Source organism: Streptomyces sparsogenes, from assembly GCF_001704635.1.
GTDB classification, from domain to species: domain Bacteria; phylum Actinomycetota; class Actinomycetes; order Streptomycetales; family Streptomycetaceae; genus Streptomyces; species Streptomyces sparsogenes.
The window spans coordinates 19,404-32,352 of sequence record NZ_MAXF01000063.1; the positions used below are offsets into that span (position 1 = coordinate 19,404).

Here is a 12,949-nt window from a genome sequence, read left to right on the forward strand (position 1 = left end):
GTGAGTATGGGACAGCGACACGCCGTCGCTTCGGCGTGTCGCTGTCCCAAACTCACCGCACATCCAGGCCCGCGCAGCGTAAAGCCCCCTCGAAGACCGGCTCGGCTGGGGCGGGGACGTCGTCGGCGGGTGGTAGCTGCGGGGGACCTCACCAGCCGTAGCGGGGCAGGCGGGTGTGGAGGTCAGGCGGTGGCGGGCTGGGGGGTGGGGGTGGGGAGGCGGCCGGTGCGGGACAGGGCGGTGACTGCTGTGGCGCAGGCGGCTCCGGTGAGCGCGAGCGTGGTCCATACCAGCCAGGGAGCGGTGGGGTGGGTGGCGTCCCAGAGGGCACCGAGGGCGAGGTTGCCGAGGGTGATGCCGAGGCCGGAGACGGTGTTGTAGAGGCCGTAGTGGGTGGCGAGGAGGCTGTTGCCGGAGAGGGCGACGACGGCGTCCATCTCGAAGGGGTAGACGACCGCCCCGGCCGCGGCGAGGGCCGCGACGGAGGCGGCGAGGGCGGCGAGTTGGGCGGTCGGGGAGTGGGCGGGGGCGAGGGTCAGGGGGATGAAGGCCGCGCCCATGGCGGACAGGCCGGTCACCAGGGCCTGATGAGGGGTGAGGCGGCGCTTGGCCCAGTCGGTCAGCCGTAGTTGGCCGGCTACCGCCACCGCGGCGGAGACGACGAACAGGCCGCTCGTCGCCTTGGTGCCGTGGGCGCCGAGGGCGGCGTCGGCGGCCAGGGGGAGGAGGAGGTAGACCTGGAAGGTCAGCACGTAGGAGCCGGTCATGGCCGCGGAGAACAGCAGGAACGGGCGGTTGGAGGCGACCTGTCGCCATTGGGACCAGATGGATGGGGCGACATCGGTTCGAGTCGCCGTCGGGTGGGGCGTGGGGGCCTGGCGGGTGGGGAGGGCGCGGGACTGGAGCGCGCTCAGGGCGGCGAAGATCAGGGCGGCTGTCGTGCACACGGCGCGGAAGTCGGCGGCGAGCAGCGCCAGGCCGACCACCGGGCCGAGCAGCATGCCGGCCTGGTAGTAGACGTTGAAGGTGGCGAACGCGTCCACTCGTCGCCCGCCGGCCTCGGCGGCGAGGTAGGCGCGGACGGCGGGGTTGAACAAGGCGCCGGCGAAGCCGGTCGCGGCGGAGGCGGCGATCAGCGCGGGGAGGGTGTCGGCCCAGCCCAGGAGGGCGAATCCGCCGGTGCGCAGCAGGCAGCCCGCCAGGATGGGGGCCTTGTAGCCGTAGCGGTCGGCGATGGTGCCGCCGATGAGGAACATGCCCTGCTGGGAGAGGTTGCGTACGCCGAGGACCAGGCCGACGGTCCACGCCGCCAGGCCCAGGTCGCCCGCGAGGTGGGCGGCGAGGTAGGGCATGAGCATGTAGAAGGCCAGGTTGATGGCGAGCTGGTTCACCATCAGCAGTTGGGCGGCCGGGCTGAACGAACGGGTGCGCGCGAGGAGGTTTCTCATCGGGCCGCTCCCGCCAGGTCGGGACGGCCCGCGCCGGTGGCGGCGGCGCGGGGGGTGGTGACGGTGCGGCAGCGGGTCCAGCGGGTGACCACCGCCTGGTCGGGGCGGGCGATCTCGTCGGGGGCTTCGGGCGGCTCGTGGCCCAGCAGCCGGTGGGCGCGGCAGTAGTCGTCGTCGAAGACGGTGGAGACGTAGCGGTGGGGGCCGTCGGGGAAGACGGCGGCGATGCGGTCCTCGGCCGGGCTGGTGCGCGCGAGCCACCGGGCGACCAGCGCGACCGCGCCCACGCTCCACCCGCCGGTGGCGTAGTGGGTGCGGGCCAGGGCGCGGGCGGCCCATACGGACTCGGGGGCGGCGACCCAGTGCACCTCGTCGAACAGGTCGTATGCGACGTTCCGGGGGTGGATCGACGAGCCCAGGCCGCGCATCAGCCGGGGGCCGGCGGGCTGCCCGAAGATGGTGGAGGCGCAGGTGTCCACGCCGACCACTCGCAGGGCGGGGAAGAAGACGCGCAGGACGCGGCCGATGCCGGCGGAGTGGCCGCCGGTGCCGACCGAGACGACCAGGGTGTCGATCCGGCCGAGCTGGGCGGCCAGCTCGTGCGCGAGCGGCCGGTAGGCGGCCACGCCGTCGGGGTTGTGGTACTGGTCCGGACACCAGGCGTCGGGGTGCGCGGCCAGCAGCTCGGCGACCTTCTCGCGGCGGGCCCGCTGCCAGCCCCCGTCCGGGTGCGGGGTGGTGACGGTGTGGATCTCGGCGCCGTAGGCGCGCAGCAGGCCCGCGACCTGGGCCTCCATCCCCGGGTCGGTCACCACCGAGACGGGGTGGCCGAAGGTGATGCCGGCCAGGGCCAGGCCCAGGCCGAGGGTGCCGGAGGTGGACTCCACGATCCGGGCGCCGGGCGGCAGCGCCCCGCGCTCGCGGGCGGCGGCGACCATGTAGAGGGCGGTGCGGTCCTTGATGCCGCCGGGGTTGTGGCCTTCGAGCTTGGCCCAGAAGCCGCGCCCGGCGGGGGTGAACGGCTCGCCCACCCACAGCACGGGCGTGTCGCCGACCAGGGCGGCCGGGGTGGCGGCCGACCGCGCCGGGGCGGCCGGCAGCTGGGCGGGGGAGGCGGGGTCGGGGGCCCGGACGGATGACAGGACGGATGACGCGAGGGGGTTCATGGTGGCGGCTCTCCCACCGCCGTCGCACGGCCGGCGGCCGGAACGGCGGTGTACGGGGTCGAGGTGACGGAACACGGCTCGTCCCGCCGCACCGGCACGCGGAGCGTACGGACGCGGCGGGGCCGGCCGGGTCAGTTCCGCCAGACCTGCAACACCGCCCGTCGCGCGCCGCAAGGCCGTACCGCCTCCGGCTCCGGCGGTCCCCGGACGGGCATGACGGCTCGTACGGCCGCGTCGGCGGCCGGCAGCGCGGGCGGGGGGAGCGGCTCCCTGACGCAGCCGGGCTGTCCCAGCACCGGCTCGTCGACGCCCACGCAACTGCGGGGTCCGTGGTGACGGCCGTCGCACGCGCCTGACCGCTCCATGACCTGGCCGGTCGCGGCACGCGCCGCCGGCGGCCGGGCGGTGGTCTCCGTGGCCGTGAAGGTGTCGGTCCGCCAGGAACCGCCGCCCAGAGGACCATGGGCGCAGCCCATGACGTGGATCAGCGCGACCAGCACCAGAGCGAGCCACGGGCCTCGCGCCCCGGCTCGCCGTGTCGTCGGCCCCGCACTGATCGCCACGGAGCACAAAGTAACGGAGTGACTACGTAAAGTTCTTGTTAGGTGGTCGGCTTCGGAAAGCCGACGGCCCCCGCCGGGGGGATCGGCGGGGGCGGTCGGTGCGGGAAGCCGGGGGGAGGCGGCTCCCCGGGTCAGGGAGGACCCTCGGGGCGACGGTCGTCAGTCGAGGGCGTTGGACAGGTCGCTCTGCCAGTACGTGACCTGGGCGGTGCTGTCGAGGTAGAGGGAGCCGCCGGGCAGTTCCACCGACTTGGAGTCGTCGGAGTCCTGGAGGTAGACCTTCAGGGAGGTGGCCTTGTAGCCGTGCTTGCCGGAGCCGTCGGCGGCGGAGAGGCGGATGCCCGCGTACGCGGTCTCACCGGGGGCGAGGGTGACGACGGCCTGGGGCTTGGTGGCCTCGTTCACCGGGATGGGGGCCTGGGCGTCGTTGAAGTTCAGGATGGGGTAGCCGACGACATTGCAGTCCACGCCGGCGTGGCTGTTGACCTCGAGCACGGCGTAGTTGAGGGGGCGCTTGACCGTCTTGACGCCGATCGACAGCTTGTTGATGTCGCAGGGGCCGATCTCCTGCTCGGAGTTGTCGGAGCCGCTGGAGCCGCCGGAGCCGTTCGAGTGGCTGGAGCCCGCCGAGCCGCTGGAGTTGGCGGCACCGCTCTTCTCGCCGCCGCCCTTCTCCGTACCGCCCTTCTCCGTACCGCCGTTCCCGCTGCCGCCCTTGTCGGAGCCGCCCTGCGGGGACCCGGCCTCGCTGCCGCCCTGGGAACCGGACGCCTCGTCGGCCGGGGCCGAGTTGGCGGTGTCCGCCTTGCCCTCGCTCTTGGTGCCGGTGCCCTCGCCGCTGTTGCACGCGGTGAGGGTGAGGGCGGCGACGGCGGTCAGGCCTGCGGCGGCGAGGCGCAGGGTGCGGGCGCGGCGGGCGGTGACGGTGGTGATCGACATGGTGGGTTCCCCCCCGGGGAGACGTGGCCGTTTCCGGTGCGTTTTCCGGTACGGCTCCAGCCTGTCCTCACCCGCTGGTGTTCCACTGCCGTGCGGCTGGTGCCCGGCCGCCCGCCGCTAACGCCCGGCTAACGCCCCGTCGTCACCGCCCCTCCTGACGGTCTTTCCCGTCCCCGCTGTCCTGGGCGAAGAGCTTCACCAGGTCGCTCATCACATAGCGGTTGGTGGCCTCCTCGTCCAGCAGATGCACCTCCGCCAGCCGCTCCAGGCCGTCCTGGATGAGCTCGGGATCCGCCCCGGCCAGCGCGGCGGCCTCCGCCGTGTTGACCTCCCGGGCGAAGCCGGTGCCCAGGGTGCGCAGCAGCCGGGCGTCGTCGGCGGACAGCCTGGTCACCGAGTTCCGCAGCGCGGCCGCGACCCCGGCGTCCTCCGCCGACAGCAGCGTGAGCCGCCGCCGCTCGTCGCGGAGCGCCGTGGCCAGGCGGGCCAGTCGCCAGCGCGGCCGGGCCAGCAGCTGTGCGGAGGCGGCGCGCAGCGCGAGCGGCAGCCCGTCGCACAGGGCCACCAGCTCGTGGGCGGCCTCCGGGTCCTCGGCGACCCGGTCGGGGCCGAGGAGGGCGCCGAGCAGGGCCACCCCGTCCTCGGGGCCGAGCGCGTGCAGCCTTACGGGGCGGGCGGCGTCGGTGGCGATGAGCCCGTCGAGCCGGCTGCGGCTGGTGACCAGGGTGGCGGACCGGGGGCCGCCGGGCAGGAGCGGACGCACCTGTGCCGAGCTGCGGGCGTTGTCGAGCACCACCAGCAGCCGGCGGTCCGCCACGAGCGACCGGTACAGGGCGCCGGCCGCCTCCGGGGAGGACGGGATGCGGTCCGCGGGTGTCCCTAAGGCGAGCAGGAATTCGCGCAGCACCTCGGCGGGGGCCGCCTCCTCGCCGCCGCTGAAGCCGCGCAGATCCACGAAGAGCCGCCCGTCGGGGAAGGCCTCCGCGTGGGCGTGGCCCCAGTACACGGCCAGACCCGTCTTGCCGACCCCGGCGGGGCCGGTGACGAGCGTGATGCCGCCTTCCGGGGGGAGGCCGACGGGGGCGGGGCCGCCGGGTTCCGCGGCGGGCAGGGCGAGCCGGGTAAGCACGGCCAGCTCCCGGTCGCGGCCGAGGAAGCCGGCCGGGGGCCGGGGGAGGAGCTGCGGCCCGGGGGCGGGCGCGGCTGTCTGCGGGGCCGCCTGGTGGGGGGCCGCCTGCGGAGGGACGGCGGTGGGCCGGCCCTGGGCCTCGCCGTGGGCCTGCGGATGAGCCGGGGCCTGCGGATGAGCCTGGCCCTGGGCCTCGGCCTGGGGATGAGCCTGGGCGGGGGCGCCGGGGCGGCCCCGGTCCGGGAACTCCGTGAACTCCGGGAAGGCGTTCGCCGCGGTGGGCTCGGCGGCGGCGCGCGGGGCCGCGGCCGTCGGGGCGGCCCGCAGGATCTCCTCGTACGCGGCGCGCAGCCGCTCCCCGGGGTCCACCCCCAGGTCGTCGGCGAGGAGCTGCCGGGTGCGGTGGTACCAGGCGATCGCGTCCGACTGCCGTCCGATGCGGTACAGCGCCAGCATCAGGGCCGCGATGAGCCCTTCGCGCAGCGGGTTGGCCACGGCCACCGGGTGGAGCACGTCGGCCGCCTTCTCGTACTGGCCGAGCACCCCGTGGGCGCGCGCCAGCGCCTCGACGGCGGCCAGCCGCCGCTCCTCCAGGGCGTGGGCCGCGGCGGCGAACGGCGGGCTGGCCACCGTGCCGGTGAGGGCCGGGCCGCGCCACAGGTCCAGGGCGTGGCGCAGCAGCTCCACGGCCTCCTCGGGGGCGACCTCGGGGCGGGCCCGGTAGAGCAGCTCGGAGAAGCGCTGGGCGTCGACGAGCCGTTCGGGCAGGCGCAGCTGGTAGGCGGAGCCGTGGGTGGTCAGCTCGACGCCGTGGGCGTCGGCGCCCGCCTCGGCGAGCGTGGCGCGCAGCCGGGAGACATGGCCCTGGATGACGGTGCGGGCGTGGGCGGGCGGCTCCTCCTCCCACAGGCAGGAGATCAGCTGCTCGACGGGGACGGCGGAGTTGGGCCGCAGGAGCAGCATGGCGAGCACGCTGCGGCGTTTCACCGGGCCCAGGGCGAGCTCTTCCGTTCCGGTGGTGACGGCGACCGTACCGAGCAGACAGAAGTGCAACTCAGCCCTCCAGGAAGGAGGTCATGGCCTTGGCGAGCAGCTGGGGGTCCTGGGCGCCGCACAGTTCGCGGGCCGAGTGCATGGACAGGATGGCGACTCCGATGTCGACGGTGGCGATGCCGTGCCGGGCCGCGGTGATCGGCCCGATCGTGGTGCCGCACGGCATGGCGTTGTGGGAGACGAAGGTCTGCCAGGGCACGCCCGCGCGCTCGCAGGCGGCGGCGAAGACGGCCCGGCCGCCGCCGTCGGTGGCGTACCGCTGGTTGACGTTGACCTTGAGGATCGGGCCGCCGTTGGGCACCGGGTGGTGGCCGGGCTCGTGGCGCTCCGCGTAGTTGGGGTGGACGGCGTGGCCGGTGTCGGAGGACAGGCAGACCGTCCCGGCGAGGGCCCGGGCCTTGTCCTCGTACGTGCCGCCGCGGGCGAAGACCGAGCGCTCCAGCACATTGCCGAGCAGCGGGCCCTCGGCGCCGGTGTCGGACTGACTGCCGTTCTCCTCGTGGTCGAAGGCGGCGAGTACGGGGATGTACGGCAGGTCGGGGCGGGCGGAGACGGCGGCGAGCGCGGCGGTGCCGGCGTGGACGGACAGCAGGTTGTCCATCCGGGGCCCGGCGACCAGCTCCCGGTCCCGGCCGAGGTAGGCGGGCGGCTCGACGCTGTGGGCCATCAGGTCCCAGCCGGTCACCTCGCCGGCCGGGACCCCGGCCTCCTCGGCGACGAAGCGGATCAGGGCGCCCTCCTCGACGCCGCCGAGGCCCCAGATCGGGGTCATGTGGCGCTGCTTGTCGAGCTTGAGCCCCTCGGTGTTGACGGACCGGTCGAGGTGGACGGCGAGCTGGGGGACGCGCAGCAGCGGCCGGTCGACGGCCACGAGGCGGTGGGTGCCGTCCCGGAGGGTGAGCCGCCCGGAGATGCCGAGGTCGCGGTCGAGCCAGGTGTTCAGCAGCGCGCCGCCGTAGATCTCGACGGCGATCTGCCGCCAGCCGTGCGCCCCGGTGTCCGGAATCGGCTTGACCCGCAGATTGGGAGAGTCGGTGTGAGCCCCCACAATCCGGTACGGAGTCGAGGGTCTCGCCCCCTCGGGCACGTACCAGGCGATGATCGCGCCGCCCCGCAGGACGTACTTGCCGCCCGTCTCGCCGTCCCAGGCGGCGGTCTCCTCGACCTGCCGGAATCCCGCCTTCTCCAACCGCTCGGCGGCGCTCGCCACCGCGTGGTACGGCGATGGGGCGCCGGCGAGGAAGGACATCAGGTCGTCGGTATGGCCGCGGTCGAAGCTGGCGTGCGCGCTCATGTGAACAGCATAGATACGTGAACCGCCCGGGTCCGCCTCCGTTCCGGGCAGATGTGCGGGCAGATGTGGGCGTCGGGTGCGCGCGTGGTGGCGCGGGCGCTGCGCCTACTGGGCCTTCCGTGGGATCGCGCTGAGCCGATCAGATGAAGGACGGCCGTACGCCGATAGGGAGAACGTCATTCATCCCATATCCCTCATGACTGTGCACACCGCACTGAAGGGATACCGGATGCGTGCTCTTCGTCACCTCCTCGTCGTCCTCGCGGCGCTGCTGCTGCTTTCCGCGGGCGCCCCGGTCATGGCGATGCCGGGCACCCCGGCTCCCACCGCCGTACGGGCGGACACCAACCCCGTCGACGCTCCGGACCCCAAGGACCTGAAGGACCCGGACGACCTCGACAACCTCAACGATCTCAAAGACCCCAAGGACCCCAAGGACCTCAAGGACCCTGACGGCCCCGGCCGTCCGAACGGCCCGGACGGCCGGGAGCCCGTGCCGTGCCCGACCACGGACCGGGTGGGGGCCAACACCCCTCCGCCGCCTCCGTGGCAGAAGTACTACCAGGACGACTGGCGGCTGGGCCCCGCGCAGCTCCCCCGCACCGGGCCGATCGCCCGGATGCTCGAGGGCTACGAGCGCCTTGACCACATGTCGTCCGCCGAGTTCCTCGCCTGCTACTGGGACGACGACACCTCCGGCTGGTGGTTCCCCTCCCCCGACGGCTGGGTCCTCATCAACGGGACGCCGCTGCACGTGACCGTCACCCTCCAGCCCGGGCAGAAGGTCGACCTCTTCGGAAGCGGCTTCGGCCACTTCCTCGCCCCGGCCGGTACGCCCTTCGCCGAGCGCGCCCTCCCGCCGAGCAGCCTCAACACCCTCGACCCGGCCTACCCGTACGGCTACCACCTCTACGAGGTCGTGGAGCCCTTCCAGGTGGAGGCGGGGCCCATCAGGCCCTGGTTCGGTCAGCCGGGGATGGGACTGCAGTACCTCACCACTCCCTCGATCCCCCAACTCGTCGCCGCCGGTAAGCTCCGGTCCCTCAACTGACCGGCCGGGGCGGGCCGTCAAAGGCGGCGCAGCCCGGGCGGAGAAGGGACGGCGCGGTGGACAGGCGGGAACTCGTCCGGGCCCTGCGCGCCGACCGGGTCCCCGACGCCCTCTACGACATCCCGGGGGTGCACGACATCCCGGTGCAGCCGGACGCGTACTACTTCCTGCGGCCCGCGAGGGGCGGGTGGGAGGTGGGGCTGCGTGAGCGCTCGCGGGACCGGGACACGAGCTGGTTCGGCACGGAGGACGCGGCGTGCCGCGAGCTGCGGGCGAAGCTGACCGCGCTCCCGCCACCCCCCGGCGGCGGCCGGGAGCGCGTGGAGGACGTCCTCGCGCACGGCGAGGAGATCCGGCGGAGCGCCTGGCGGGACTTCGAGCGCGCCCTGCGGGAGCGGGGCGCGCAGGACGGCGGGAGCGGGCCCGGCGGGAAGCAGGACGGCGCAAGCGGGCCCGGCGCGGACGGCGGCGGCCGGCGGAACGGCGGGGACGGGCCCGGCGCGGGGCGGTGAAGGCACCGGGCCGGGCACCCCGTACGGGGCACCCGGCTCGGTCAGCGGGATCAGAGGCGGGCGGGCGCGCTCAGAACGCCGCCTCGTCCAGGTCCATCAGGGAGCCGTCGACCGACTCCGCCACCGCGCGCTGGACCGCGACGCCCGGCAGCACCTCCTGGGCGAAGAACTTCGCGGCCGCGATCTTGCCCGCGTAGAAGGACTTGTCCTTGGCGGAGGCGCCGGGCAGCTTGTCGGCGGCGATCGCCGCGCCCTTGGTCAGCAGGTAGCCGATGAAGACGTCACCGGAGGCGAGCAGCAGCCGGGTGGCGTTGAGGCCGACCTTGTAGATGGAGGTGACGTCCTGCTCCGTGGCGGCGAGGTCGGTGAGCATGGCGCCCACCAGCCCCTCCAGGTCCGCGGCGGCCTTGGCGAGCGCGTCGCGGGTGGCGGCGAGCTCCTCCCCGCCGCCGGCCTCGGCCAGGAACTTCTTGATCTCCTCGGAGATGGTGGTCAGCGCCTTGCCCTGGTCGCGGACGATCTTCCGGAAGAAGTAGTCCTGGCCCTGGATGGCGGTGGTGCCCTCGTAGAGGGTGTCGATCTTGGCGTCCCGGATGTACTGCTCCAGCGGGTACTCCTGGAGGTAGCCGGAGCCGCCGATGGTCTGGAGGGACTGCGCCAGCTGCTCGTACGCCTTCTCCGAGCCGTAGCCCTTCACGATGGGCAGCAGCAGGTCGTTGAGGGCGTGGGCGGCGGAGGCGTCCTCGCCGGCGGCCTCCAGGGTCTGGATCTCGTCCTGGACGGAGGCGGTGTAGAGGACGAGCGAGCGCAGGCCCTCCGCGTACGCCTTCTGGGCCATCAGGGAGCGGCGCACGTCCGGGTGGTGGGTGATGGTGACGCGCGGGGCGCTCTTGTCGGTGAAGGCGGCCAGGTCCGGGCCCTGGAAGCGCTCCTTGGCGTACTCCAGCGCGTTCAGATAGCCGGTGGACAGGGTGGCCATGGCCTTGGTGCCGACCATCATCCGCGCGAACTCGATGATCTTGAACATCTGGCGTATGCCGTCGTGCTTCTCACCGAGCAGCCAGCCCTTGGCCGGGCGGTCGGCGCCGAAGGTCAGCTCGCAGGTGTTGGAGACCCTCAGGCCCATCTTGTGCTCGACGTTGGTGGCGTAGACGCCGTTGCGCTCGCCCAGCTCGCCGGTCTCCCAGTCGAAGTCGTACTTGGGGACGATGAAGAGGGACAGCCCCTTGGTGCCGGGGCCCGCGCCCTCGGGGCGGGCCAGCACGAAGTGGATGATGTTCTCCGAGAGGTCGTGCTCACCGGAGGTGATGAACCGCTTCACGCCCTCGATGTGCCAGGAGCCGTCCTCCTGCCGGACCGCCTTGGTGCGGCCGGCGCCCACGTCCGAGCCCGCGTCCGGCTCGGTGAGCACCATGGTGGCGCCCCACTGCCGGTCCACGATCTGCCGGGCGATGGCCAGCTGCTCCTCGGTGCCCTCGTCGTAGAGCACCCCGGCGAAGGCGGGGCCGCAGGCGTACATCCAGATCGGGGTGTTGGAGCCGAGGATCTGCTCCGCGCAGGCCCACAGCAGCGAGCGCGGGCAGGCGGTGCCGCCGAGGTCCTCGGGGACGCCCAGGCGCCACCACTCGGCGTCCATGTACGCCTGGTAGCTCTTCTTGAAGGACTCGGGCAGCGGCGCGGTGTGGGTCTTCGGGTCGAAGACCGGCGGGTTCCGGTCGGAGTCGGCGTAGCTTTCGGCCAGCTCGTTCTCGGACAGCCGGGAGATCTCGGAGAGCACGCTCTTGGCGGTCTCGACGTCCATCTCCTCGAACGGGCCCGTGCCGTACAGCTTGTCGCGCCCGAGCACCTCGAAGAGGTTGAACTCGATGTCGCGGAGATTCGACTTGTAGTGCCCCATGGCGAACGGCTCCGTAAGGCTCGGGAGGCGGGACCTCTTCAATGGCATCGCGTATCGATCGGCCGATCGCCATGATGCTACCCGTGGGTAATAAAGGGCAACCCTCAAACGGGCAACTGTGACTCACCATGCTTCGGCGACTCAGTACGCTTCTGCGCATGTACGGCTACGACCAGAGCGCGACGCCAGGGCAGGGTTACGCGGCTCCCCCGCCCCCGCCGCAACAGCAGCCGCATCTGTCCCACCACCCACAGCCGGGGGCCGGGTACGGCGAGCAGCCGCTGTACCCCGAGCCCTCCCCGCCCTCCCTGGCGGACGCGGTGCGCGCCTTCACGACCGGCTCCATGTCGGCGGAGGACTTCCAGCAGATCTTCGCGACCTCCAAGGTGTACTGCCCGCGCGGTGACAACCCCGGGTTCCTCGCGCTGCACAACACCCAGCAGCCGGTGATCCCGATGTTCACCTCGCTCAAGGAGCTGCGCCGCTACGCGGGCAAGGAGTCGAAGTACTTCGTGATCACCGGTGCCGAGGTGATCGACCTGCTGCCCACCGGCTACGGCTTCGTCCTCGACATGGAGGGCGACCACCGGATGGTCTTCGACGCCAAGGCGGTGGAGCAGATGGTCGACTTCGCGATGCGGCGGATGTATGGCTGAGCGCTCCTAGCGGCTCACGCTGAGTGCCCGGCGAGGACCGGGAAATAAAGCCCCTCTTGCGGGTCGTTCACCCTTCAACTAAGTTGAATCCTGAACGACCGAGGAGGCCGTCATGCCAGCTGTGACCGTAGACAACCCGCTGACCCTGCCGCGTGTCGCGGCACCCGCCGACGCCCAGCAGCGCCGTGTGCTCGCCGTCACCACCGCTCCCAGCGGTTTCGAAGGTGAGGGCTTCCCGGTGCGGCGCGCCTTCGCCGGCATCGACTACAAGCACCTGGACCCGTTCATCATGATGGACCAGATGGGCGAGGTGGACTACGCGCCGGGCGAGCCCAAGGGCACCCCCTGGCACCCGCACCGCGGCTTCGAGACCGTCACCTACATCATCGACGGCATCTTCGACCACCACGACAGCCAGGGCGGCGGTGGCACCATCACCAACGGCGACACCCAGTGGATGACGGCCGGCGCGGGCCTGCTCCACATCGAGGCGCCGCCGGAGCACCTCGTCATGTCCGGCGGCCTCTTCCACGGCCTCCAGCTGTGGGTGAACCTCCCGGCGAAGGACAAGATGATGCCCCCGCGCTACCAGGACATCCGCGGTGGCCAGGTCCAGCTGCTGACCTCCCCCGACGGCGGCGCGCTGCTGCGCGTCATCGCCGGTGAGCTGGACGGCCACGCCGGTCCCGGCATCACCCACACCCCGATCACGATGGTCCACGCCACGCTCGCCCCGGGCGCGGAGATCACCCTCCCGTGGCGCGAGGACTTCAACGGCCTCGCGTACGTGCTCGCGGGCCGCGGCTCGGTCGGCGCCGAGCGGCGCCCGATCCGCCTGGGCCAGACCGCCGTCTTCGGGGCCGGGTCCGCGCTGACCGTGCGCGCGGACGAGAAGCAGGACTCCAACACCCCGGACCTGGAGGTCGTCCTCCTCGGCGGCCGGCCGATCCGGGAGCCGATGGCGCACTACGGGCCGTTCGTGATGAACACCCGGGCGGAGCTCCAGCAGGCCTTCGAGGACTTCCAGAAGGGCCGCCTCGGGACGATTCCGGCGGTGCACGGAATGTCCGAGGGCGGGCTGTAAGGCTCGCCGGAAGCACATGCGAACGAGCCCCGTCCGGGTGTGGACGGGGCTCGTCGGCGCTTACGGGCGGATCACCCGTCTTTCAGCGGTGTCTCAGTGGTTCTCAGTGTTGCCTGGCTCGGCGCTTGCGGGCGGCGAGGGCGACTGCGGCGCGGCG

11 protein-coding genes are annotated in these 12,949 nt (G+C 73.0%); 4 read left to right on the forward strand and 7 right to left on the reverse strand.

Features of this window, described 5'->3' with window-relative positions; translation table 11 throughout:
• Positions 1-182: 182 nt before the first annotated feature.
• From BBH68_RS13710 to BBH68_RS13735, 6 genes are all read right to left on the reverse strand, one after another.
• Complete coding sequence (locus tag BBH68_RS13710; protein WP_065962177.1) at positions 183-1,448, reverse strand: MFS transporter; 1,266 nt, start codon at positions 1,446-1,448, stop codon at positions 183-185.
• Positions 1,445-2,614: a PLP-dependent cysteine synthase family protein gene (locus tag BBH68_RS13715; protein ID WP_065962179.1), complete on the reverse strand. Its 1,170-nt coding sequence runs from the start codon at positions 2,612-2,614 to the stop codon at positions 1,445-1,447. Before BBH68_RS13715 ends, BBH68_RS13710 begins: the two co-directional genes overlap by 4 nt.
• A 131-nt stretch (positions 2,615-2,745) precedes the next feature.
• The gene (locus BBH68_RS13720) at positions 2,746-3,177 is read right to left on the reverse strand and encodes a hypothetical protein (protein ID WP_141712992.1); all 432 of its coding nucleotides are present in this window, start codon (positions 3,175-3,177) and stop codon (positions 2,746-2,748) included.
• Between the two features lie 159 nt (positions 3,178-3,336).
• Positions 3,337-4,116, reverse strand: coding sequence for a DUF4232 domain-containing protein (locus BBH68_RS13725; RefSeq protein WP_065962183.1), 780 nt, complete (start codon positions 4,114-4,116; stop codon positions 3,337-3,339).
• A 142-nt stretch (positions 4,117-4,258) separates the two neighbouring features.
• On the reverse strand, positions 4,259-6,298 hold the full coding sequence (locus BBH68_RS13730; RefSeq protein ID WP_065962185.1) for an AfsR/SARP family transcriptional regulator: 2,040 nt from the start codon (positions 6,296-6,298) through the stop codon (positions 4,259-4,261).
• 1 nt (position 6,299) lies between these two features.
• The gene (locus BBH68_RS13735; RefSeq protein WP_065962186.1) at positions 6,300-7,592 is read right to left on the reverse strand and encodes a M18 family aminopeptidase; all 1,293 of its coding nucleotides are present in this window, start codon (positions 7,590-7,592) and stop codon (positions 6,300-6,302) included.
• Positions 7,593-7,788: 196 nt separating this feature from the next.
• Between BBH68_RS13735 and BBH68_RS13740 the strand changes: the two genes are divergently transcribed.
• Complete coding sequence (locus BBH68_RS13740) at positions 7,789-8,643, forward strand: TNT domain-containing protein (protein ID WP_245738044.1); 855 nt, start codon at positions 7,789-7,791, stop codon at positions 8,641-8,643.
• 56 nt (positions 8,644-8,699) lie between these two features.
• Positions 8,700-9,155 carry a hypothetical protein gene (locus BBH68_RS13745; RefSeq protein WP_245738045.1) on the forward strand — a complete coding sequence of 152 codons (456 nt, stop codon included), beginning with the start codon at positions 8,700-8,702 and terminating at the stop codon, positions 9,153-9,155.
• Between the two features lie 70 nt (positions 9,156-9,225).
• On the opposite strand, the gene BBH68_RS13750 is transcribed toward BBH68_RS13745, so the two are convergent.
• Complete coding sequence (locus BBH68_RS13750) at positions 9,226-11,052, reverse strand: acyl-CoA dehydrogenase (RefSeq protein WP_065962188.1); 1,827 nt, start codon at positions 11,050-11,052, stop codon at positions 9,226-9,228.
• Between the two features lie 158 nt (positions 11,053-11,210).
• On the opposite strand from BBH68_RS13750, the gene BBH68_RS13755 reads away from it, so the two are divergent.
• Together BBH68_RS13755 and BBH68_RS13760 are read left to right on the forward strand one after the other, a co-directional pair.
• Positions 11,211-11,708: an SseB family protein gene (locus BBH68_RS13755; RefSeq protein ID WP_065962190.1), complete on the forward strand. Its 498-nt coding sequence runs from the start codon at positions 11,211-11,213 to the stop codon at positions 11,706-11,708.
• Between the two features lie 112 nt (positions 11,709-11,820).
• Positions 11,821-12,792, forward strand: coding sequence for a pirin family protein (locus BBH68_RS13760; protein WP_065962192.1), 972 nt, complete (start codon positions 11,821-11,823; stop codon positions 12,790-12,792).
• The last annotated feature ends 157 nt before the right edge of the window (positions 12,793-12,949 follow it).